The organism is Streptomyces sp. DS1-CR2 (assembly GCF_055760475.1).
Genome location: NZ_CM147085.1, coordinates 3506015 through 3528544 on the forward strand (window position 1 = coordinate 3506015; position 22530 = coordinate 3528544).

Here is a 22530-nt window from a genome sequence, read left to right on the forward strand (position 1 = left end):
CGTCTACCGGAAAACGGAAGGCGGAGGAGCGGGCGAGGCGACGGCATCCGAGTCGCTGACGGCACCGGCGCCCCCGGTGAAGTCCGAGAGGGCCTTGCCGTGTTCGACGCGGGCGGGATGCGGATCGCCGGCCGCGCGCCGGGTCAGTTCGGCTACGGGAAGGACCTGGGCGGAGGCGACGAGCACCGCGTTGCCGAAGCGCTTTCCGCGCAGGACGGCCGGGTCGGCGACGAGGGCGAGCTCGGGGAAGACGGCCGCGGCGGTGGCGATCTGGCCGCGCAGATGCGCGAGGGGCGGCCCGTCGGCGAGGTTGGCGACGTAGCAACCGTCGGGCTTGACCACGCGGCGTACCTCGGCGAGGAACTCGGTGCTGGTGAGGTGCGCGGGGGTACGCGCGCCGCTGAACACGTCGGCTATCAGGAGGTCGGCCCAGCCGTCGGGGAGTTTCGCGAGGCACTCGCGGGCGTCGCCCGCGCGGACGCGGATCCGGGTGCCGGGGTCCAACGGCAGTTCACGGCGCACCAGTTGGACGAGCGCCTCGTCGCGTTCGACCACTTGCTGGGTGGAACGGGGGCGGGTCGCGGCGATGTAGCGGGCTAGGGTGAAGGCGCCGCCTCCCAGGTGCACGGCGTGCACGGGGCGACCCTTGTCCACGGCGAGGTCGATGACATGGCCGATCCTGCGCTGGTACTCGAATGCGAGGTGCCCGGGATCGTCGAGGTCGACGTGCGACTGCGGGGCGCCGTCCACGAGCAGCGTCCAGGCGCGCGGCCGGTCCCGGTCGGGCATCAGCTCGGCGAGCCCGCCGTCGACGGCCTCGACGACGGCCTCCCGGCCACCACGGGCCGCTCCGGCCTGCTTGTTCTTTGCCCTTGACCTTGCCATCCGTCCATTATCGACGGGCGGCGGCGAGTCGGCCCAGCGGCCGGGGAGCCAAGGGCCGCGGGGGCCTGGCAGGCGGCCTCAGCAGCAGTTGTCCGCGGCTTCGATCATGCGGGCCGCCTCGTCGAGCGCCGCCCGCAGGACCGCCGGGTCGGTGACGAGCTCGGCCTCGCCGGGCGGGAGAAGCCAGCCGCCGCCCTCGACGGGGGCGGGCGGCACGGGGCCCGCACCGGGACCGCGCTCCGGCGAGGGCGACGCGGGGGTGTGGGTGCAGTCGCTGCCGGGGACGTCCCAGCCGTCGGCGGTGCCGGGCGGCACGAGGAAGCCGAGGGTGTCGCAGTCCCCGTCGTGCAGGACCGGGCCGACGGCCTCGGTGGCGCCGCGGCGCAGGATGTCGACCGCTTCGAGGCCCTGCCGGGCCGGGACGGTCACCACGTCGCAGAACGCGCTGTCACGGGGTGGCGCGCTGTGGTCCTGGGTCGGCCGGTGCCGCGCCGTCGAAAGTGATGCCTCCAACACGTCAGCCCCTCCTCGCTCTCGCGTACGGGTTGCACGACCGGAACGCGACCGCTCCGGCCCCGCAAGGTTCAACGCCCGTAAGCGTCAACAGCTACGGCGGTACGCCGCCGCAAAGGATGGCACTTCATGGCGGATGCGGGGTGAGATATCCGGTTTGTAGCTAAACACTGTGTGTCGGAGTCGTTACAGCAGGTACCTTCGTGCCCCGTCGGAACAAGGGTGGCACCAGGGCTCACAGAGACCCAACTCCCCGGTGATCCGGCACGGTTCGCACGAGAGGGCCCGGTCATGACGCCGTCATCGGTGGCATCGTCAGCGCAGTCCCCGCGGCCGAATCTCGCCTTCAGGCGGCTGCGTGGGCAGCGCTCTCCGGGCGAGTTCGCGGCCGCGGTGCGACGCGCCGCCCGGGAGATCGGCGAGCGGGTCAGCTGCGACGCGCGCTACATCGGGCGAGTGGAGGCCGGCGAGATCCGCTGCCCCAACTACGCGTATGAGCGGGTGTTCCTGCACATGTTCCCCGGGCGCTCGCTCACGGACATGGGGTTCGCGCCCCGCTCGGCCGTACGCGGCCGGGCGGCGCGCCCCGCAGATCCCGTACCCCTCGCGCACACCGAGTTCGAGTACCCGCACCACGACGAGGAGAGCGACGTGCGGCGTCGCGCATTCATGACCGGAGGGACGGCCACCGTGGCCATCGCCTCCCTGGCGCCCTTCGGCATCGCGGCCGACGGCACGGCAGCCCCCGCGGCGAAGTCGACCGCGGCGGGGCACGGCGGGCGCGCGGCGCCCGAGGCCGGTGTCGGCGCGGTCGAGGAGGCCATCCGCCGGATCCGGCTGCTCGACGACCGGCACGGCGCCGACGGGCTCTACAGGAGGGCCGCGGCCCCGCTGCGTACGGCGTTCGCGCTGCTCGACGCGGCGACGGCGGCGCCCGGCACGGCCGAGCGGCTCCAGGCCGGGGCGGGTGAACTGGCCATCTCCGTAGGCTGGTTGGCGCACGACTCGGGCCGCTTCGACGACGCGCGCTCGCACTACGCGGAGGCGCTGGCCACCGCGCGCGTGGCCGGCGACCCGGCCCTTGAGGCGCACGCGTTCTGCAACACGGCGTTCCTGGCGCGGGACGCCGGGCGGCCGAGGGAGGCGGTGCGGGCGGCGCAGGCGGCCACGCGCGTCGCGGCCCAGCTGGCCTCGCCACGACTGCTCTCGCTGCTCGCGCTGCGCGAGGCCGGCGGCTGGGCGGGCCTCGGGGACCGTACGGAGTGCGAGCGGGCGCTGGCCCGGGCGCAGGCCCTCTTCGCGCGCGGGCGGTCGGACGACGACCCGGAGTGGATGACGTTCTACGGCGAGGCCGAGCTGGAGGGCCTGGAGGCGCAGTGCTACTCGGCGCTCGGCGACTGGACGCGCGCCGCCCGGCACGCGCATCGCGCCGCGGCCCTCCAGGACCCGCACTTCACCCGGAACATCGCCCTGTACACGGCGGAGCTGGCCGACGACCTCGCGCGCGCCGGACAGCCCGACGAGGCCGCGTCCGCGGGGATGCGGGTCCTGCACCTGCTGACCGAGGTCCAGTCGTCGCGCATCCAGTCGATGCTGGCGACCACCGCGCGCGTGCTCCTTCCGCACCGCAGGGCGTCGGGCGTCTCGGCGTTCCTGGAGCAGCACGCGTCGGCGCCGCGCACGACGTGAGCCCTGCTGGCGCCGCTGTCGCCTAGCCCGCGCCTAGCCCTCGTGGCCCGCGAGGTGGCCGATGTCGTTCCACGACTCGATCGCCGGATCCCCGTAGGCCCAGCCGAGGACCGACAGGGACGTCGGGTTGAGGCGGATGCGGGCCGCGAAGTCGAGCGGGAGGCCCAGCCAGCGCGCGCCGATGGAGCGCAGCATGTGGCCGTGCGCGAACACCAGGGCGTCGCGGTTCTCGGATCTGGCCCAGGCGACGACCTCGTCGGCGCGCGCGGTCATCTGCTCCAGGGTCTCGCCCTCGGGGACTGCGTCGCGCCAGATGAACCAGCCGGGGCGCCGCTCCTGGATCTCGGCGGGGGTCAGCCCCTCGTACGCGCCGTAGTCCCACTCCATGAGCGTGTCCCACTCGGTGGCCCGGTCGCCGAAGCCGGCGAGGTCGCAGGTGTCGCGCGCGCGGGAGAGGGGGCTGGTGCGCACCTCGGCCCCGGGGAGTCCGCCGAGGGGCGACCGGTGCAGACGTTCGCCGAGGAGCTTCGCGCCGCGCCGTCCCTCTTCGAGGAGGGGGATGTCGGTCCTGCCGGTGTGCCGCCCGGACAGTGACCATTCCGTCTGTCCATGCCGGGCCAACAGGATGCGCGGTGCCATGGGTGACCTTTCCGAGGGCGGGTGAAAAGGGCTGCCATGTACCGATAAGTCAGGCCAGGCGCGCCCGCTCGTTCCATCATCGCTCACCCGGGATTCAGGCAACCCACCGGGCGATGGCTGCGTCTTCGTGGATCGGAGATGCCCCCTCCCAGCGATCACATACACCGTAAAGTGGGCCACCTGGCCACGGGCCGCCGTACAAGGAGTTAAGGGGGAGCGGCCGGATGTCGCAGACCGAGGCACCGCCCACTGCGGCGACAGGCGGCGACCGGCTGCGCTGGTGGACCGAACTGCCGCTGATCGTGCTGGTGTACGCCGCCTATTCGGCGGGCCGGCTCATGGTGCGCGGGGACGAGCCGAGCGCCGTCGAGCACGGCCTCGCGATACTCCGGGCCGAGAAGGCACTCCGTCTCAACCTCGAACACCCGCTGAATCGTCTCTTCACCTCCGAGGCCTGGATCGGTGTCCCCGCCGACTTCTGGTACGCCTCACTGCACTACCTCGTCACGCCGGGCATCCTGATCTGGCTCTTCCGCAGCCGCGCCGTCCACTTCCGCGCCGCCCGGACCTGGCTGATGGCCTCCACCGTGATCGGCCTGATCGGCTTCACCCTCGTACCGACCTGCCCGCCGCGCCTGCTTTCTCCCGGCCACGGCTTCGTCGACACCATGGCCCAGTACAGCTCGTGGGGCTGGTGGGGCGGGCAGGCGAGCGCCCCGCGCGGGCTCGGCAGCATGACCAACCAGTACGCGGCGATGCCCAGCCTGCACGTCGGCTGGGCGCTGTGGTGCGGGGTCACGCTGTGGCGCCACGGCCGTACGCCGCTGGTCAGAGCGGCCGGTATCGCCTATCCGCTGATCACCGCCTTCGTGGTGATGGGCACCGCGAACCACTACTTCTTCGACGCGCTCGCCGGGGTGGCCGTGATGGGCCTCGGATTCCTGGTGAGCCGGCGCGTGACGCGGGCCGCGGACCTCGTACGGGCCCGGGTGCGCCGGGCCCCGACGGCCGTTTCGGTACGGCCCCGCCGCACCTCTCCCGCCCCGGCCTCCACGGCGGTGTCCTCGATTGTCAGTGGGGAGTGCCAGACTTCTGCGGGTGAGCGAATTCCCCGACAGCGCAAGGTCAGTACAGGACCGGGCGGCGGCCCGCGTGCCCGCTCCTCCGACGCGGGGGACGGCGCTGCGGATTGGGGCCTCCCCTGCTCGAGCGAAGCCGAGAGTTTGGGGAAAGCTCGCTGAGCTGCGTGGCGCCGACATACCGCCACGGGCGCTCGACGCGCGGGCGCTGGCGGCGCTCGCCGCGAACCCGGGGTGCAGGCGGCGCGCGCTGCTCGACGGGGCGGGCGTCGACAAGGCGCGGCTCGCGGACGCGCTCGGGGCGCCGTCCGGATTCGGCCAGTCGCAGTTCGCGTTCATGCGGGGGAACGCGTTCGAGGCGAAGGTCAAGGCCGACGGGGGCGCGGAGCTGCTCCGGCTCGTGCACGAGCGCATGGGCGGCGGGCCCGAGCCAGTGCCGGGCGAGGCGCGGACGCCGGATCTGACGGCGGCCGGACCCGAGGGCCGCACGGCCCGTACGGTGCTCGCGCTGCGCGAGGCGACGGCGGAGGCGGCAGGTTCCGGCGCCTGGACGTTCCTCGAGCACCCGATGCTCTCGCTCGACGTCGCGGGCACCCCTGCCTTCCTCGAACCGGACGCGGTGGTCGTGCACCCCGACGGGACATGGACGGTCGTCGAGATCAAGTCCTTCCCGATGATCGACGGCAGCGCGGACGCAGCGAAGGTCGGCGCCGCGGCCCGCCAGGCCGCGGTGTACGTGCTGGCCCTCGAGCGGGTCGCCGGACACCTGGACCCGGCGCCCGAGGTCAGGCACCGGATCCTGCTCGTCTGCCCCAAGGACTTCAGCAACCTTCCGGCGGCGTCCGCCGTCGACGTACGCAAGCAGCTGTCGGTGACGCGGCGGCAGCTGGAGCGGCTCACCCGCATCGAGGACATCGCGGACGCGCTGCCCGAGGGCACCTGCTTCGATGTCACGCGGCCCGCGGAGCAACTGACGGAAGCCGTCGAGTCGGTGCCCGCGACGTACGCGCCGGAGTGCCTGGCCACGTGCGAGCTGGCGTTCCACTGCCGCGGCCGGGCCCGTGAGGAGGGCGCGGTCACCTCGCTCGGCCGCGGCCTGCGCGCCGAGCTGGGCGGTCTGACCACGGTGGACGAGGTCCTCTCGGCGGCCCACGGCCACTGTGGCGATCCGCTGGACCCGGCGGTCGCCGCGCTGCGCCGGGCGGCGCGGCTGCGGGCCGAGGCGCTCGGCACGCGCGCAGAGGCGGCACCGGCATGCCGCTGATCAACGATCTGGCCCGCCTCGAGGCCGTGCAGAGCGGGCGCGCCCAGCCGGTCGCGACCGTGCGGCACCGCCATCTGTCGCAGCGGCCCCTCGTCCTGGTCCCGCTCATCACGGCCGGCGAGGCGGGCGCTCCGCTCGGCGCGCTCGTCGGCACGGAGCGCACCTCGCCCCGGCTCCTCGTGGTGCCCCAGCCCCGCGACCGCGACCTGCGCTTCGCGTTCCTCGCCGAACTGGCGGGGATCGTCCTGCCGTACGTCGACGGGTTCGCGGCCGACGTCGAGGCCGCCGAGCGCGCCGAGACGGACCCGACGACCGGAAAGCGGGTCAAGGTGGAGGTCGAGCTGTGCGCGGACGCGCCCCAGCTGATCCTGCCGAGCCGGTCCGGCATCGAGTTCGTGCGGCTGCTCGGGCGCTCGATGCGGTTCCGCCGCACCGCCGAGCAGGAGCCCGAGGCGCCCTATCCCGCTCCGCCCCACGTCCCGCTGCTCGGCCGCTGGCTGACGCACTTCGGGGAGCGGGCCAGAGTTCCCGGTTCCGCTCTCCTGCTCGCCATGACGGACCTGCTGTCCCGGCACTGGGCGACGGGCCAGTCCACTCTGGAGGACCAGCATCTGGGCGCGCTGCTCGCCTGGATCGAGGCCCCGGAGGGCACGTCGGGCGCCGAGGCCGCGCTCCGCGCCGAGCTGGCCCGGGACAAGGGCGGCCAGCTCGTCTGCCCGCCCGCGGGCCCGGCCACCGACCCTGCGTTCGACAACAAGCTGCTGGCGCCCGCGATCGAGCGCTACGACAAGGCCCGCACACTCCTGGCCGCCGCCGAGGACGGCATCGAGGCGGACGCGAGGCTCGCCGCGCTGACTGCGGCCGAGCGCGACATCCACGCGCTCGTCGAGAGCCGCACCCGGCCTACGTGGGACGCGGTGTGGCGCGGCCTGGACGCGCTGTGCACGCTCCCCGAGGGGCCGCGCGCCGCGGAGCGCTGGACGCGCGACCGCTGGTCGTTCACCGGCCACCGGGACCGCGTCGCCGCGGGCGAGCCGCCGCAGCCGCGCCGCGACGACGCGGTGACGGCGGCCAACAAGCTGGCGACGCGCGAGCGCGAGCAGGCCAGGCTGGAGGCGCAGGAGGCGCTCGACGACCCGCTGGTCATGGCGGGCCGCCGGCTCACCGGGGAGGCGTTCGCGGGCGAGGTGACGGAGTCGGTCCCGGCGTACAACGAGAAGAACCGGCCGCGCCCCCTGATCACCGTCCGCACCGACGACGTGCCGCATCTCGGCGAGCGCACGAAGGTGTACCGCTCGCTCGACGGCAAGCCTCAGGCCGCGGAGTTCGTGTCGTACGACGCCGGGGGCGGGGTCGTCCTGCGCGTCCTGGACAAGATGGGCCGCGGCAAGGAACCGGAGCCGGGATCCGTCCCTCAGAAGGGTGACCAGGTGTGCTTCACGCTCTTCGAGCACGAGCAGCGGGGCGGTCCGAAGCTGCCGGACCCGCAGGAGACGCCGTGGACGCACGGCGGCCCGCCGCGTACGGACAGTTCGGGTGTGCCGGTGCCTGAGGCGCCGGACGCCGTGACCACGGAGGATCTGCTGTGACGGCCGCACCGCATGCGCTCGGCCGCTCCGGCACGGGCGGCGACACCCCGTTCGACCCGGGTGCGGCGGCCGGCCGCGCCACCGACGACATCCTCCGCGACACCCTGCACGGCACCGCCCGCGGCATCGTCGTGGACTCCCCGCCCGGCGCCGGGAAGTCGACGCTCGTGGTCCGGGCCGCGCTCGAACTGGCCGGGGCGGGCCGCCCGTTGATGGTCATCGCGCAGACGAACGCGCAGGTCGACGACCTCGTCCTGCGCCTCGCCGAGAAGAACCCCGAACTGCCCGTCGGACGCCTGCACAGCAGCGACCCCGACCCGTACGACAAGGCGCTCGACGACCTGGCGAACGTGCGCAAGTCGACCAAGGCCGGCGATCTCGCCCCGCTCCCGGTCGTCATCTCGACGGCCGCGAAGTGGGCGCACGTCAAGGACATCACCCCCTGGCAGCACGCCATCGTCGACGAGGCGTACCAGATGCGCTCGGACGCGCTGCTCGCCGTGGCGGGCCTGTTCGAGCGGGCCCTGTTCGTGGGCGACCCGGGCCAGCTGGACCCGTTCGCGATCGTCGGGGCCGAGCAGTGGGCGGGCCTGTCGTACGACCCCTCGGCGTCCGCCGTGACGACGCTCCTGGCGCACAACCCCGAGCTGCCGCAGCACCGGCTCCCGGTCTCCTGGCGCCTCCCGGCGTCCGCCGCGCCACTGGTCTCCAGCGCCTTCTACCCCTACACGCCGTTCCGCAGCGGCACGGACCACGGCGACCGCAGCCTGGGGTTCGAGGTCGCCTCCGACGGCTCGGGCCCGGACCGGGTGATCGACGAGGCGGCGGAGTCGGGCTGGGGCCTGCTCGAACTCCCGGCGAGGCACACGCCCCGCACCGACCCCGAGGCCGTACGGGCCCTGGCCCAGGTGGTCCGGCGCCTGCTGGACCGCGGCGGGGCCACGGTCTCGGAGCGCGGCCCCGGCCCGTCCCCCCTCACGGCGGACCGCATCGCGGTCGGCACGGCGCATCGCGACCAGGCCGCGGCGGTGCGCTCGGCGCTCGCGGACCTCGGCGTCACGGACGTCACCGTGGACACGGCGAACCGGCTGCAGGGCCGCGAGTTCGACGTCACGGTCGTCCTGCACCCGCTCTCGGGCCGCCCCGACGCGACGGCGTTCCACCTGGAAACGGGCCGCCTGTGCGTCCTGGCGTCCCGCCACCGCCACGCGTGCATCGTGGTCTGCCGCGCGGGCGTCCCGGCCCTACTGGACGACCACCCGTCGACGGAACCTGTCCAGCTGGGAGTCACGGTGAAATTCCCGGACGGCTGGGAGGCGAATCACGCGGTACTGGCCCGCCTCGCGGAACACCGGGTGGGGTGGATGCCTTGAGGTGGGAGGGCACTCTTGCGGGCCTGCGGAGAATAGAAGGTGGGCCCGGCGGGGACGTGGGGCTGCACACCGTACGAGGAGGAACATCATGGCCGAGCCCGAGCGGGCCCGTACCGAGAGGCGGATGCGTCCGGCCCCGCTGCTCTTCGAGCCGGCCGAGGCCGCCGCGGACCCGGAGCACTTCTTCGACCTGGAGGCGATCGAGGACCCGCGTGAGCTGCTCGCCCGCGCGACGGAGCTGGCGCTCGCGTTCAGCGCCGCGGCCGACCGGTCCGTGGAGTTCCAGGCCCTGGCGGCGGCCCAGCTCGCCGACCCGCGCCGCTTCGACCGCCTGACGCCCGCGGCGATCGCCGAGCGGGCGCAGTGGACCGAGGACTACGCGAAGAAGATGGTCGAGTTCGGCCGCGACCTGATGCGCGGGCCGGCCGAGAACCGGCCGTAGCGGAGCGCGGCAGCGGTGCAACCGCACCCGTAAAGATCGTTTGGCATATGCCAGGGGGCAAGATACTCCACCCCGCCCCCTCCTGTCCCCATTTCCGGCAACTCTGGGAAGTCGCGCGCTCACGGCCGGTAGATGTAAGTGCATGAGCGCCACACCCTCCCGGCACAGCGCCGGCCAGCTGACCCGGTCCGACCGATTCGACATCGCGGGCGCCACCCGGGAGGGCGCCGCGTGGCTGGCCTCGGCGGGAACGTATCCGCGCAGCACCCTCGCCTTCTGGGAGTCACGGCCGGACGCCCCCGTGGTGCTGCCCTGCGGTGCCGCCTTCGACGTGGTGAACGTGCCGTCGATGTTCGGGCGCCGGATGTTAGACACGCTCTGGGAGGACGGCCCCGGCTCCGGCCCGGTCGCCGCGCACCGCGGGCGCATGCTCCTGTTCGCGGCCCCCGGCACCGCTCACCGGCTGCCCTCGCTCCTGGAATGGGAGGAGTGGGGCCCGGCGGTGCCGCCGCTGCTGTGCCACGGAAGCGGCGACGCGGTGACCGTCCCGCCGCCGGCCGGGGGCGCCGACCGCGCCGGGGGACCGCGCGCCGACTCACGCTGGGTGGTCGCCCCCGACACCCGCCACCCATGGCTGCCGGGACCCGAGGTAATGCTCTGGGCCTGCGTCCGCGCGGCCCGCGCGAGCGCCAAACCTTCAGTACGGATATCGATTTTTCCTGGCCCGGATCAGGGTGCTAAGGTCTACGACGTCAGCAGGCGCCGCTAGCTCAGTTGGTTAGAGCAGCTGACTCTTAATCAGCGGGTCCGGGGTTCGAGTCCCTGGCGGCGCACAGACACGGTGATGGCCCTCCACGCGAGTGGGGGGCCTTCGCCATATGCGGGCCCGCCCCGACCCAGCAAAGGCGGCTGGGGGTCCGGGGGTCATCCCCCGGAAAGACACAGCATCAGCGGGTCCGGGGTTCGAGTCCCTGGCGGCGCACAGACACGGTGAAGGCCCTCCACGCAAGTGGGGGGCCTTCACCATGTGCGGGCCCGCCCCGACACAGCAAAGGCGGCTGGGGGTCCGGGGGTCGAATCCGGCGACGCACAGGCGGTAAGAAGCCGGTGCCTTCCCGGAAGGCGTTCAGCCCTTGCCCACACCCACCTTCACCGTCCACGACCCCGACCGCGTACGCCCCTCGGCCTTGATCCGTACGTTTTCGCCCGGCACCCTGTAGCTCTCGCCCACCCGTACCGGTGCGTCCGCGAGCGCCGGGTACACCGAGTCGCCGGAGCACGCATCCGTGTCGGGGTGTGCGTCGAGCACCTCGACCGGGCCGCTGCCGGAGGCGGTCTCGCTGCGTACCCGGTAGACGAGGATGCCCTCGGAGCACGTCGCCGCGTCGTTGCCGTCGGCGCTGCGGGCCTCCAGGGCGATCGCGCTGTCCTCCCCGGTGCGCACGACGGCCAGCTTCGTCCCGTAGCCCGAGCCGAACGGCGCCCCGTTGGTTCCGGGCGCCGCGCCCGGCCGCGCGGGCGCGGACGTCAGGGGTTCGAGGGTGACCCGCCGGCTGCTGGTCACGCACACCACCTGCCGCCGGTCCAGCCACCCCAGCTTCCACTTGTGCCAGCCGAGGAAGTCGGGCGCGAGCCCGAACTGACTGCCCATGACGTCCCAGTCACCGACGTACGTGTCCCAGTCACCCTTGCCGTCGGTCGGCCGGTGGTAGAGGTCCGGCAGGTCGAAGACGTGGCCCGTCTCGTGGGCGAGGACGTTGCGGTCGGGCGGGTGCTGCTCGAAGACGGTGACGACGCGCTTGATGTCCCTGCCGTCGGCCCGCATCGGCCGGTCGAAGTTGACGACCTTCGTGGCGTCCGAGTCGACGCCCGGGGCGTCGGGGTCGGCGACGAAGTAGACGACGTCGAACTTCCTGAAGTCGGTGTGCCGGTCGGCCGTGGCGAGGGCGTCGCGCAGATAGGCGCCGCGGTGCGCGGCGTCCCAGTCGCGCTCTATGGCGTACGAGGTCGAGGTGTGCGGCATGCGGAGCCAGCGGCGCTGCGGGTGCGGGACCAGGTGGAACTTCCCGTAGGAGGCCCGGTCGTAGAAGTCGCTGGTGGCGGGGAAGTAGTCGGCCGTGAGTTCCTTGGGAGTCGTCGTCGGCCGGGAGTCGGGGAAGGAGAGGAAGACCATCACCGCGTTGAGGGTCCTGACCGGGCGCGGATAGGCCTTGTTCCAGGTGTCGAGGCCCTCCGAGTGGTGGGCCGTCGTGCGCTCCAGCGTGCAGGGGCCCGCGTAGGGGGCGGAAATCGCGGGACCCGCGACCAGCGACGTGGCGGCCATGGCGGTGAGCGCGGTGAGGGCCGCACCGACGGAGCGCAGGCGCGGTCTCTCCACTCCCCCGGGTGGCAGCGGACGCGGCAAGTCGACCTCCGGATCGGGAAAGCGGGACACCCAACCCAGAGTGTGGGGATTTGTAGTACTACGCCCTGTTTATCTGGCCCGGTCGGGTGAGGGGGCGACACCCCGGGCGGTCACGGAACGTCACGCGCGATCGCGGGAAGCCAGAAGCTGTGCCGGGCACGAGCAGAAACGATCTGCCGGCTGCCCCGGGATGCCGCCGAACCGGCGGATCGGGCGGGCAAGGCTGGCTCGCGCCTCGGGGCTGCCTCTATGATCGGCACACTTTCCTGCGCGGGCCCGGCTGCGAAGGCCGTCCGCCACCCAGGCTGTGATGACCCGGGAGCAACCCTCCCGGACCCCCGGAACGACTGCACTGCGGGAGTGAGCGGTGAGCGGAATGTCCGAAGGGCCGACGACCGCGGCCGACGCGGCACCCGACTCCGCCCGCCGCGCCGTCACGGAGAGTTCGGCAGCGGGGGCGGCGCCCTCGCACGCCCCCGCTCCCGACTCCGTACGCGCGGGCCAGGACGCCCGGGCCCACGAGCCGCTCGGCGTCGAACCCCCTCCCCCGCCGGCGGCCCCGCCCGCCCCCTACCTCTCGGCCTTCCTCGCCGCACCCCTCGCCCTGGCTGTCGTGGACCGCCAGGGCCAGGTGGTCACCGCCAACACCGCGCTCGCCGCGATGCTCGGCGTGGAGGACCCCGGCGGGCTCACCGGGCACACGGCGGCGGAGCTCGTGGACCTGGCGTCCGACTCCCGTACCTGGCACACGTACCACGAGGTGCTGCGCGGACGGCAGGCGCGGCTGACGTGCACCCGCATGATCAAGCACCCCGACGGGCACTCCGTGTGGGTCCAGGTCACCGTCTCGCCGGTGCCGGGCGGCCGTACGGTGCTGCTCTCCGTCGCCGACATCAGCGCCCGCCGTGAACTCCAGGCGCGGCTGCGGCACTTGCAGATGCACGACCCGGTGACCCGGCTGCCGAACCGCACGCTGTTCTTCGAGCGGCTCTCCGCCGCGCTGGAGGCGGGTGCGTACGACGGGGCGGGCAGCGGACGGATCGGGCTGTGTTACCTCGACCTCGACGGGTTCAAGGCGGTCAACGACTCACTCGGGCACGGCGTCGGGGACCGGCTGCTCGCCGCCGTCTCCGAGCGCCTCACACGCTGCGCCGACCGGATCGGCTACGGCCGTGGGACGGCGGCCCCGCTGGTCGCGCGGCTCGGCGGCGACGAGTTCGCGCTGCTCGTCGAGGACTCGGCCGGCACGGAACAGCTCTCGGCGCTCGCCGAATCGGTGCTCCGGGCGATCCAGGAACCGTTCGACCTGTCGGGGCAGCGGCTCGCCGTGTCGGCCTCGATCGGGGTCGTGGAGCGGCGCATGGAGGGCACGACGGCGACGTGCCTGATGCAGGCCGCGGACACCACGCTGTACTGGGCGAAGGCCGACGGCAGGGCGCGCTGGACGCTCTTCGACCCGGAGCGCAACGCGCACCGGATGACCCGGCAGGCCCTGTCGTCGAGCCTGCGCCCCGCGGTGGAGCGCGGCGAGTTCGTCCTCGAGTACCAGCCGCTGGTGAATCTGGGCGACGGGGTGCTGCGCGGCGTCGAGGCGCTCGTGCGCTGGGATCACCCCCAGTTCGGAATGCTCACGCCGAATCGGTTCATCGGACTGGCCGAGGAGGACGGCTCGATCGTGCAGCTGGGCCGGTGGATCCTGCGCACGGCGTGCCGGCAGGCGCGCAGCTGGCAGCTGGAGCACCCCCGGACTCCGCCGGTCTATGTGAGCGTGAACGTGGCGGTGCGTCAGGTGTGGGACTCGGACCTGGTGGCGGATGTCGCCGAGGTCCTCGCGGAGACCGGACTCGCCCCGGAACTCCTGCAGTTGGAGCTGACCGAGTCGGCGGTGATGGGCTCGGCGGGCCGCCCCCTCCAGGCCCTGCAGTCGCTCAGCGACATGGGCGTGCACATCGCCATCGACGACTTCGGCACCGGCTACTCGAACCTCGCGTACCTGAGCAGGCTCCCGGTGTCGGTCCTGAAGCTGGACGGCTCGTTCGTGCGCGGATTCCAGTACGACGAAGGGGGCGGGCACGCGACCCCCGCGGACGCCGTGATCGTCGAGGCCATGGTGCAGCTCGCGCACCGGCTCGGCCTCACGGTCACCGCCGAGTGCGTGGAGACGGCGGCACAGGCGGCGCGCCTGCGCCGGATCGGCTGCGACACGGGCCAGGGCTGGCTGTACTCGCGCCCGGTGGCGCCGGATCGTATCTCCGCGCTGCTGACGGCTTCCTGACGGCTTCCGACGCGTCGGGAAAGAACGCGGGGGTGCCGCCTCCCCCCGTGCGAGGCGGCACCCGTTCGTCCGGGTCAGGCCTGCGGCAGCCCGTACGCGTCGGCGACGAGTTCGTAACTGCGCAGGCGGATCTCTGCGGTGTGGGCGTTGGCGGTGAGCATCAGCTCGTCGGCTCCGGTGCGCTTGTGCAGGTCGTCGAGGCCGGCGCGGACCTCGTCGGCGGTGCCGTGGATGACGTTCGCGTTCCAGCTGTCGACGAACTCCCGCTCCATCGGGCTGAATTCGTAACGCTCGGCCTCCTCGGGGGTCGGTACGAGGCCGGGGCGGCCGGTGCGCAGGCGGACCATGTTGAGGGCGGCCGCGAGGACCTGGCGGCGGGCCTCCTTCTCCTCGTCCGCGGCGAGCGCGGAGACGCCGATGAGGGCGTACGGGGAGGACAGCACCGCCGACGGCTTGAAGGACTCGCGGTAGAGGTCGAGGGCCGGGACCGTGTTCTGCGCGGAGAAGTGGTGCGCGAACGCGAAGGGCAGGCCGAGGACGCCGGCGAGGCGGGCGCTGAAGCCGGAGGAGCCGAGCAGCCAGACGGGCGGGCGGTGCGGGGACTGCACGCCGCCGGGGGACGTCGCCTGGACCGGGCCCGGGACCGCGTGGATGCGGGCGTAGGGATGGCCGTCCGGGAAGTCGTCGTCGAGGAAGCGGGTCAGCTCGGCGAGCTGCTGGGGGAATTCGTCGGCGCCCTCGCCCAGCCGGTCCGTGCGGCGCAGGGCGGCGGCCGTCGCGCCGTCGGTGCCGGGGGCTCGGCCGAGGCCGAGGTCGATGCGGCCCGGGGCCATCGCCTCCAGGGTGCCGAACTGCTCGGCGATGACCAGCGGCGCGTGGTTGGGCAGCATGACGCCGCCCGAACCGAGGCGGATGCGCTCGGTGTGGGCGGCGAGATGGGCCAGGATCACGGCCGGGGACGAGGACGCCACTCCGGGCATGGAGTGGTGTTCGGCGACCCAGTAGCGGTTGAAGCCGCGGTTCTCGGCGAGCTTGGCGATCTTCACGCTGGTGCGGAGGGCGTCAGTGGCGGTGCGGCCGGCGCCGACGGTCACCAGATCGAGGACCGAAAGGGGCACGGGGGCGGTGCCCTGGGCGGTTGCCCGGATCTCGTCGTTTCCGGCCACTGAGTCCTCCTGTAAGTACGGTGCTGTCTGCACCGGGCCTTAACGGAGGATAGCTCCGGTTTATTCCGGACACCTTGATCCGGACGCCTTGATCCGGACACCTTGGTTCGGACGCCTTGATCCGGACACCTTGGTCCGGACTCCTTGATCCGGACGCCGGACAAGCCTCAGACCTGCACCAGCGGTTCCTTCGTGAAGAGCGCGCCGAGCGCCGGCGCGTTCACCCGCCGCCCCGCCAGCCGCAGCGCCTCCCACACGGTGACCTGGTTGGCCGTCAGGACCGGCTTGCCTAGCTCCTGCTCCAGGTCACGGACGTAGGCCGCCGTGTGCAGGGCCGTGTCCGGCAGGAGCAGCGCCTGCGCGTCCTGGTGATCGCCCGCCGCGGCCATCGCCCTGACCTCCGGCCACCCCCAGGTTCCGACCTCGGCCGCCGTGATGATGCCGCTGCCGCACACCGAGACGACCTCGATGCCCCCTGCCTTCAGGAACGTACGGAAGTGCTCCGCCACGTCCTCCGGGTACGTCGCCGCGATCGCGACGCTGTGCGCGCCGACCTCCGGTGCGGCGTGGGCGAACGCGAACGACGTACTGGAGGCGGGCAGGCCCGCGGCCCTGGCCAGGTCCCGCACCTGTTCGTGCGCACCCTCCCAGCCACGGACGAAGCTGCCGCTGGTGCACGCCCAGACCACCGCCTCGGCGCCGGACAGGCGCAGCTCCTCGACCCCGGCGGCAAGCCGCTGCGGGGAGCCCATCTCGATCAGCGCGTCGACACGGTGCGCGTCCTCACCGATGTCCGTGTGGACGACCGGCAGCCTCACATCGCTGTCGATCAGCATTTCGATTCGCGGATAGTCGTCCTCGGCCGAGTGTCCCGGGTAGAGAAATCCGACTGCGGTCATGCCCACCCTTCCTGTTCTTCCGGCAGCTCATGGGCCGGTTCCTGCGGCATCTGCGGCAGCTCGGGGGTCGGCCAGTGCCGCGCCGACTCGTCGAGCAGCGCCTGATACGGCCCCACGGCACGGGTACCCAGCCTGCGCAGCGCTGCCCACACCGTGACCTGATTGGCTGAGATCACCGGGATCCTCAGCTCGGCCTCCAGCTGCGGGATGACGTCGTACGTCGGCAGGTTCGTGCAGCTGATGAACAGCGCGTCGGCGCCCTGGCGGGCGGCGCCCCTGGCCATGTCTGCCACGTCCCGGTACGGCACCTTCCAGATGTGCCGGGTCAGGCCGAGGAAGGCGCGGCCCGTGACGATGATGCCGGCCTCGGCCAGATACTCCTCGAGCGACTCGGTCACCGACCGCGTGTATGGGGTGACCAGGGCGATCCGGCGGGCGCCCAGCTCGGCGAGCGCTTCGAGGAGAGCGCCCGACGTGGTGACGGAGGGGCGTTCACCGGACCGGAACATCGCCTCGCACATGGCGCGTTCGCCCGCGATGCCGCCGACGAAACTGCCCGATGTACAGGCGTACGCGAGAACCTCGGGTTCGGCGGTGCTCAGCGCGCGCACCGCTTCGCCGAGGGTTTCGTGCTCACTGACCAGACGGGCCAGGTCGAGGCTGACCTCGACGGGCACGTACGGGGTACGGGTGAGGTGCAGTGACACCTCGTCCGGAACCCAGCGCCACAGCTCGCGGTCGAGGGCGAAGTCGAAGGGTGCGACGACACCGACACCGCGTTGCGGGTGCGGTCCACCGAGGAAGGAGACGTCCATGACAGGCCCCAAGTCTCTTGAGACGTTCGAGACAATGCTGCGGAGAGCCGGCCGGCGGGCCGGGACGTCGGGATATGGCCGGGGCAACGGAAAAAGTGCCTCTGTTGACGAAGGTAGGTTCCGGTGCCAGCGTGGTCAATCCGCATCTTTTCCTACCAATGAAGCGGACCATCGTTACGAAACGGTTTCTGCCGATGACCGGCCCGATGACCGGCCCGACGACCAGCCGGATTCCCGGCCCGATGCCCCCCAGTGCGCGGCCCGACGACCGGAGCGAACGTGTCTGAAGTGACTTTGCTGGTGCTCGACGACGACCCCCCGCCGCGCCTGGGCCGGCTCATGGGCCGGGCGCGCGTCGTGCACGCCGACGAGTCGACGCTCGCCGCTCAACTCCCCTCGGCCGACGTGCTGCTGGTCTGGGACTTCCTGTCCGACGCGGTGCGCCGCGCCTGGCCGGGCGAGGGACCGCGCCCGCGCTGGGTGCACACCGCGAGCGCGGGCGTCGACCGGCTGATGTGCCCGGAGCTCGCCGCGTCGGACACGGTCGTGACGAACGCGCGCGGCGTCTTCGACCAGCCGATCGCCGAATACGTGGGCGCGCTCGTCCTGGCCATGGCGAAGGACCTGCCGCGCACCCTCGCTCTCCAGGGTGAGCGCGAGTGGCGCCACCGTGAGACGCAGCGCGTCTCGGGCACCCGGGCCTGCGTGGTGGGTTCAGGGCCGATCGGCCGGGCGATCGTCGCGACGCTGAAGGCGCTCGGGATCACGACGGCGCTGGTCGGGCGCACCGCGCGAGCCGGAGTGCACGGGCCGGCGGACCTCGGGCGGCTGATGGCCCGCGCGGACTGGGTGGTGTGCGCGGCGCCGCTGACCGACGACACGCGCGGCATGTTCGACGCGCGGCTCTTCGGGATGATGCAGCCGTCCGCTCGCTTCATCAACGTGGGCCGCGGACAGCTCGTGGTCGAGGACGATCTCGCGGACGCGCTGGCCAAGCGGTGGATCGCGGGCGCGGCGCTCGACGTCTTCGAGCACGAGCCACTGCCGCGCGACAGCGCCCTGTGGACGGCGCCCGGCCTGATCGTCTCGCCGCACATGAGCGGCGACACGGTCGGCTGGCGGGACGAACTGTCGCGCCAGTTCGTGGAGTTCTACGAGAAATGGGCGTCCGGGGATCCGCTTCCGAACGTGGTCGACAAGAAACGTGGGTATGTCCCCGGGCACTGACCGATCCGGCAGAACGGACTGATCCACGAGGGTCCCGGATCGGCACTCCCCGACCGACCCTGAGGAGAGCGGATGACCGAGCTCACCGAGCTGAGCGCGCAAGCGCTCGTCGACGGCTACCGCAAGGGCGGGTTCAGCCCCGTCGATGCCACGCGGGCCGTCCTGCGCCGCATCGAGGAGGTGGATCCCGCGGTCAACGCCTTCGTGCGGCTCGACGCGGAGACCGCCCTCGCGCAGGCGCGGGCGAGCGCGGAGCGCTGGCGCAGAGGTGAGCCACAGGGCCTGGTGGACGGGGTCCCGGTGTCGGTGAAGGACATCCTGCTGATGCGCGGCGGGCCGACGCTGCGCGGTTCGCGCACGGTGCGGGCCGAGGGCGCGTGGGACGAGGACGCGCCGTCCGTGGCGCGGCTGCGCGAGCACGGCGCTGTGTTCGTGGGCCGTACGACGACGCCGGAGTTCGGCTGGAAGGGCGTCACGGACTCGCCGCTGTCCGGCGTGACCCGCAATCCCTACGACCTCTCGCGCACCTCGGGCGGATCGAGCGGCGGCAGCGCGGCGGCGGTGGCGCTCGGGGCGGGCCCGCTGTCGCTCGGCACGGACGGCGGCGGCTCGGTGCGGATCCCGGCGGCGTTCTGCGGGATCTTCGGTCTGAAGCCGACGTACGGGCGGGTGCCGCTCTATCCCGCGTCCGCGTTCGGGACGCTCGCGCACGTCGGGCCGATGACGCGGGACGTGGCCGACGCGGCGCTGATGATGGACGTGATCACCGGCGCGGACTGGCGTGACTGGTCGCAGCTCGGCCCGGTGGAGGGCGGTTTCCGCGACGGGCTGAGCGGCGGGGTGCGGGGACTGCGCGTCGCGTTCTCACCGGCGTTCGGCGGGCAGGTCGCGGTGCGGCCCGCGGTCGCGGCGGCGGTCCGCAAGGCCGTTGAGGGGCTCGCGGGGCTCGGGGCGTACGTCGAGGAGGCCGATCCGGACGTCACGGACCCGGTGGAGGCGTTCCACACGCTGTGGTTCAGCGGGGCGGCGCGCGTGACACAGAACCTCTCGCCCGCGCAGCGCGCGCTGCTCGATCCGGGCCTGCGCGAGATCTGCGCGCAGGGGTCCGGGTACAGCGCGCTCACGTATCTCGCGGCGGTCGACGTGCGGGCCGAGCTCGGGCGGCGGATGGGCCGGTTCCACTCGACGTACGACCTGCTGGTGACGCCGACGCTGCCGCTGACGGCGTTCGAGGCGGGCGCCGAGGTGCCCAAGGGGTCGGGGCTGCGGCGCTGGACGGGGTGGACGCCGTTCACGTACCCGTTCAACCTGACGCAGCAGCCCGCGGCGACCGTCCCGGTGGGGGTGGACGCGGACGGGCTGCCGGTGGGGCTGCAGATCGTGGGCGCGCGGCACGCGGACGCGCTGGTCCTGCGTGCCGCGCACAGCTTGTACGAGGCGGGGGTCGCCGGGGTTCCGGCGCCTACGCTCGCCTGAAGGCGAGGGGGCGAGGTCGACGACGGCCGCGCCGGGCTCCAGCTCGGCGCCGGATTCATGGCCGTATGCCTGGGTCCCCAGTTCCGTACCGGAAAAGGAGAAAGAGCAGAGGTTCCCCGGAATGGGGGTGATGGTCGAATTCTCCAGGAGTGGCTCCCGGTCCGCGAATGCCGGGAAAAGGGCGTAGATCTCATTGCGTGCGTATTTCGCTTGATAGGCGTCGGAGCCCAGTGGAAGCGCGTCCCACACCGTCGCACAGGTCAGCGGAGCGCGGTTCGCCGAGCAGCTTTGCCGTGCACTGAACTCCCCGCTTGGCGAGGGAGAGTTCGATGTACCGGTCGGCCATGCCCTCCATGTTCCGCCCCACGCTCCCCTCTGAGGCAAGGGCGCCCCGCGCGCATCAGGGGCTTGAACTGATACGCATAGGTTGTGTCTGGTCGGGTAGCCGCGCGCCCATGGCTCCACCTATTTGGAATGTCACAGAAGGAACACAAAGCCTAGAAAGCGACAGAAAGGGCATACGACGACGATCCCTGCTCATCGGTGCCACCGCGGTCGGAGCGGCCGGCGCCCTCGGGGCCGCGGGTTGCAGCCGTGTCCCCAACGGCGACACCCTCGCCCGGCTCCAGGGGCAGGGCACGGTGCGTCTCGGGATCGCGGGCGAGGTGCCGTACGGCTACATCGACGAGCGCGGCAAGTTCACTGGTGAGGCAGTCGAAATCGCCAAGGTCATCTTCAAACGGCTCGGTGTCGGCCATGTCCAGCCCGTGGCCACCGACTTCAGCTCCCTGATACCCGGCCTGCAGACCCAGCAGTTCGACGTGGTGTCGGCCGGGATGTACATCAACAAGGAACGCTGCCAGCAGGTCATCTTCTCGGACCCCGAGTACCAGATGCTGGACTCCTTCATCGTCCGCAAGGGCAACCCGAAGGACCTGCACGACTACGCGGACTGCGTGAAGGCGAAGGCGAAGCTCGGCACGGGCACCGGCTACGCGGAGATCGCCTTCGCGGTCGAGGCGGGCTACAAGGAGAGCGACATCGTCATCCTCCAGGACCAGGTCGCCGGCCTGAACGCCGTGGAGGCAGGGCGCATCGACGTGTTCGCCGCCACCGCACTCACCGCGCGTGAGGTGACGAAGAAGAGCCGCAAGGCCGAGCACACCGAGCCGTTCGCACCCCTGGTCGGAGGCAAGAAGCATGTCGACGGCGGCGGGTTCACGTTCCGTTCGAACGACACGAAGCTGCGCGACGCCTTCAACAAGGAGATCCACAAGATGAAGGCGAGCGGCGAACTCTTCCGCATCATGCGGCCGTTCGGCTTCACCCAGGCCGAGATGACGAAGCTGACCGCAGAGGAGCTGTGCAAATGACAGCGGGACTGTGGGAACACTGGATCCTTCCGGGCATCTGGGTCACGATCCAGCTGACCGTGTACAGCGCGGCCCTCGCGACCGTCGTCGCCTTCGGTGTGGGCATGGCCCGCACCCACAGGCTGTGGATCGTGCGCTTCGTCGCGGGCTTCTACACCGAGGTCTTCCGCGGCACGTCGGCGCTGATCCTGATGTTCTGGATCTTCTTCGTCCTGCCGCAGCTCGCCGGCTGGTCCCTGGTCCCGATGTGGGCCGCGGTCCTGGCGCTCGGCCTGTCCTACGGCGCGTACGGCGCCGAGGTGGTGCGCGGCGCGCTGAACGCGGTGACGCCCGCCCAGCGCGAAGCGGGGGTCGCACTGAGCTTCACCCCCTGGCAGCGGATGCGGCTGATCATGCTGCCGCAGGCAGTGCCGGAGATGATCCCGCCGTTCTCGAACCTGCTGATCGAACTCCTCAAGGGCACCGCCCTGGTCTCGCTGCTCGGCATCGGTGACGTCTCCTTCGCCGCGTACCTGGTGCGCCTCGCCACCCAGGAGAGCGCGCAGATCTACGCGATCACCCTCGTCATCTACTTCGTGATCGCCTTCCTGCTCACGCGCGGGATGCGCGCGCTCGAGCGCAAGACCAAGGCCGGCATCGGCCAGCGCCCCGACCCGGGAATCGGCATCATGCGCAAGCTCAACATCCGTCAGACGGCGGAGACCGCACCCGTTCCCACGAGCGCGGGAGGTGGCGGCGCGTGATCACCACCGCATCCGGCACCTGGGACTGGTCGGCCGTCGCCGACTTCATGCCGCACTTCTGGGACGGCGTGCTCGTCACGCTTCAGGCTCTCGTCCTCGGCTCGCTGATCTCCTTCAGCGTCGGCCTGGTCTGGGCGCTCGCCTTCCGCGCCCCGACGCGCTTCGTGCGCTGGCCGGTGGGCATCGTCACCGAGTTCATCCGCAACACCCCGCTGCTCGTGCAGCTCTTCTTCCTGTACTTCGTGCTGCCGGAGTGGGGCATCCAGTTCTCCGCCCTGACCACCGGCATCGTCGCCATCGGCCTGCACTACTCGACGTACACGGCGCAGGTCTACCGCGCGGGCATCGAGGCCGTGCCCGTCGGCCAGTGGGAGGCGGCACGGGCGCTGAGCCTGCCGTACGGCAGGACGTGGACGGCGGTGATCCTTCCGCAGGCGATCCGCCGCGTGATCCCCGCGCTCGGCAACTACGTGATCGCGATGCTGAAGGACACCCCGCTGCTCGCCGGGATCGGCGTGCTCGAACTGCTGCAGCGGTCCCGCCTGGAAGCGGCCCAGACCTTCCAGTACACGGAGGCCCTCACGGTCGTGGGTGTCGCCTTCGTCGTCATCGCCTACCCCTCCTCCCTCCTCCTCCGAGCCCTGGAGCGACGCCTTGTCCGCTGACCAGAACCTCACCA

The 22530-nt window shown here is 72.3% G+C and carries 20 protein-coding genes, 1 tRNA gene and 1 pseudogene; 14 read left to right on the forward strand and 8 right to left on the reverse strand.

From position 1 onward, the window contains the following. Positions 1-3: 3 nt before the first annotated feature. Together ACY0PA_RS17120 and ACY0PA_RS17125 are read right to left on the reverse strand one after the other, a co-directional pair. Positions 4-885 (reverse strand): spermidine synthase, encoded by an 882-nt coding sequence (locus ACY0PA_RS17120; protein ID WP_473085437.1) that lies wholly within the window; start codon positions 883-885, stop codon positions 4-6. Positions 886-963: 78 nt separating this feature from the next. Next, a complete protein-coding gene (locus ACY0PA_RS17125; RefSeq protein ID WP_473085438.1) occupies positions 964-1401 on the reverse strand; it encodes a hypothetical protein in 438 nt (145 codons plus the stop codon). 288 nt (positions 1402-1689) lie between these two features. Here ACY0PA_RS17125 and ACY0PA_RS17130 point away from each other — a divergent pair, with 288 nt between their 5' ends. Beyond that, positions 1690-3087, forward strand: coding sequence for a tetratricopeptide repeat protein (locus ACY0PA_RS17130; RefSeq protein ID WP_473085439.1), 1398 nt, complete (start codon positions 1690-1692; stop codon positions 3085-3087). A gap of 33 nt (positions 3088-3120) precedes the next feature. On the opposite strand, the gene ACY0PA_RS17135 is transcribed toward ACY0PA_RS17130, so the two are convergent. Continuing rightward, complete coding sequence (locus tag ACY0PA_RS17135; protein ID WP_473085440.1) at positions 3121-3726, reverse strand: histidine phosphatase family protein; 606 nt, start codon at positions 3724-3726, stop codon at positions 3121-3123. Positions 3727-3950: 224 nt separating this feature from the next. On the opposite strand from ACY0PA_RS17135, the gene ACY0PA_RS17140 reads away from it, so the two are divergent. The 7 genes from ACY0PA_RS17140 to ACY0PA_RS17170 all read left to right on the forward strand — a co-directional run bounded on the left by ACY0PA_RS17140 (position 3951) and on the right by ACY0PA_RS17170 (position 10306). Continuing rightward, positions 3951-4967, forward strand: a complete 1017-nt coding sequence (locus tag ACY0PA_RS17140) for a phosphatase PAP2 family protein (protein WP_473085441.1) — start codon at positions 3951-3953, stop codon at positions 4965-4967. After that, positions 4879-6069 (forward strand): hypothetical protein, encoded by a 1191-nt coding sequence (locus tag ACY0PA_RS17145; RefSeq protein ID WP_473085442.1) that lies wholly within the window; start codon positions 4879-4881, stop codon positions 6067-6069. Before ACY0PA_RS17140 ends, ACY0PA_RS17145 begins: the two co-directional genes overlap by 89 nt. Next, the gene (locus tag ACY0PA_RS17150) at positions 6060-7658 is read left to right on the forward strand and encodes a hypothetical protein (RefSeq protein WP_473085443.1); all 1599 of its coding nucleotides are present in this window, start codon (positions 6060-6062) and stop codon (positions 7656-7658) included. Before ACY0PA_RS17145 ends, ACY0PA_RS17150 begins: the two co-directional genes overlap by 10 nt. Beyond that, positions 7655-9031, forward strand: coding sequence for an AAA domain-containing protein (locus tag ACY0PA_RS17155; RefSeq protein WP_473085444.1), 1377 nt, complete (start codon positions 7655-7657; stop codon positions 9029-9031). The genes ACY0PA_RS17150 and ACY0PA_RS17155 overlap by 4 nt, the downstream gene beginning before the upstream one ends. An 88-nt stretch (positions 9032-9119) precedes the next feature. Then, positions 9120-9473 (forward strand): hypothetical protein, encoded by a 354-nt coding sequence (locus tag ACY0PA_RS17160; protein ID WP_473085445.1) that lies wholly within the window; start codon positions 9120-9122, stop codon positions 9471-9473. Between the two features lie 142 nt (positions 9474-9615). After that, entirely contained in the window at positions 9616-10242 is a 627-nt protein-coding gene (locus ACY0PA_RS17165; RefSeq protein ID WP_473085446.1) for a bifunctional DNA primase/polymerase, read from the forward strand. Next, positions 10233-10306 (forward strand) — tRNA-Lys (locus tag ACY0PA_RS17170). Before ACY0PA_RS17165 ends, ACY0PA_RS17170 begins: the two co-directional genes overlap by 10 nt. 293 nt (positions 10307-10599) lie before the next feature. Here the strand turns inward: ACY0PA_RS17170 and ACY0PA_RS17175 are convergent. Further along, positions 10600-11907 (reverse strand): M6 family metalloprotease domain-containing protein, encoded by a 1308-nt coding sequence (locus ACY0PA_RS17175; protein WP_473085447.1) that lies wholly within the window; start codon positions 11905-11907, stop codon positions 10600-10602. A 346-nt stretch (positions 11908-12253) separates the two neighbouring features. Here ACY0PA_RS17175 and ACY0PA_RS17180 point away from each other — a divergent pair, with 346 nt between their 5' ends. Beyond that, positions 12254-14152 (forward strand): putative bifunctional diguanylate cyclase/phosphodiesterase, encoded by a 1899-nt coding sequence (locus ACY0PA_RS17180; protein ID WP_473086342.1) that lies wholly within the window; start codon positions 12254-12256, stop codon positions 14150-14152. A gap of 74 nt (positions 14153-14226) precedes the next feature. Here ACY0PA_RS17180 and ACY0PA_RS17185 read toward each other — a convergent pair whose 3' ends face one another. The 3 genes from ACY0PA_RS17185 to ACY0PA_RS17195 form a co-directional block, all read right to left on the reverse strand. Next, the gene (locus tag ACY0PA_RS17185; RefSeq protein ID WP_473085448.1) at positions 14227-15318 is read right to left on the reverse strand and encodes an LLM class flavin-dependent oxidoreductase; all 1092 of its coding nucleotides are present in this window, start codon (positions 15316-15318) and stop codon (positions 14227-14229) included. Positions 15319-15485: 167 nt separating this feature from the next. Further along, positions 15486-16217 (reverse strand): maleate cis-trans isomerase family protein, encoded by a 732-nt coding sequence (locus ACY0PA_RS17190; protein ID WP_473085449.1) that lies wholly within the window; start codon positions 16215-16217, stop codon positions 15486-15488. Further along, positions 16214-17032 carry a maleate cis-trans isomerase family protein gene (locus ACY0PA_RS17195; RefSeq protein ID WP_473085450.1) on the reverse strand — a complete coding sequence of 273 codons (819 nt, stop codon included), beginning with the start codon at positions 17030-17032 and terminating at the stop codon, positions 16214-16216. The genes ACY0PA_RS17190 and ACY0PA_RS17195 overlap by 4 nt, the downstream gene beginning before the upstream one ends. A gap of 339 nt (positions 17033-17371) precedes the next feature. Between ACY0PA_RS17195 and ACY0PA_RS17200 the strand changes: the two genes are divergently transcribed. Beyond that, on the forward strand, positions 17372-18259 hold the full coding sequence (locus ACY0PA_RS17200; protein ID WP_473086343.1) for a D-2-hydroxyacid dehydrogenase: 888 nt from the start codon (positions 17372-17374) through the stop codon (positions 18257-18259). 72 nt (positions 18260-18331) lie between these two features. Continuing rightward, on the forward strand, positions 18332-19735 hold the full coding sequence (locus tag ACY0PA_RS17205; RefSeq protein WP_473085451.1) for an amidase: 1404 nt from the start codon (positions 18332-18334) through the stop codon (positions 19733-19735). Between the two features lie 9 nt (positions 19736-19744). Here the strand turns inward: ACY0PA_RS17205 and ACY0PA_RS17210 are convergent. Beyond that, positions 19745-20081 (reverse strand): annotated as a pseudogene (locus ACY0PA_RS17210) (DUF3830 family protein); the annotation flags it as partial. Positions 20082-20190: 109 nt separating this feature from the next. Between ACY0PA_RS17210 and ehuB the strand changes: the two are divergent. From ehuB to ehuD, 3 genes are read left to right on the forward strand one after another with little or no spacing between them, the layout of a single operon-like run. Continuing rightward, positions 20191-21108 (forward strand): ectoine/hydroxyectoine ABC transporter substrate-binding protein EhuB, encoded by a 918-nt coding sequence (gene ehuB, locus ACY0PA_RS17215; RefSeq protein ID WP_473085452.1) that lies wholly within the window; start codon positions 20191-20193, stop codon positions 21106-21108. Further along, the gene (gene ehuC / locus ACY0PA_RS17220; protein ID WP_473085453.1) at positions 21105-21851 is read left to right on the forward strand and encodes an ectoine/hydroxyectoine ABC transporter permease subunit EhuC; all 747 of its coding nucleotides are present in this window, start codon (positions 21105-21107) and stop codon (positions 21849-21851) included. Before ehuB ends, ehuC begins: the two co-directional genes overlap by 4 nt. A 47-nt stretch (positions 21852-21898) precedes the next feature. After that, a complete protein-coding gene (gene ehuD, locus ACY0PA_RS17225) occupies positions 21899-22516 on the forward strand; it encodes an ectoine/hydroxyectoine ABC transporter permease subunit EhuD (RefSeq protein ID WP_473086344.1) in 618 nt (205 codons plus the stop codon). Positions 22517-22530 lie beyond the last annotated feature (14 nt).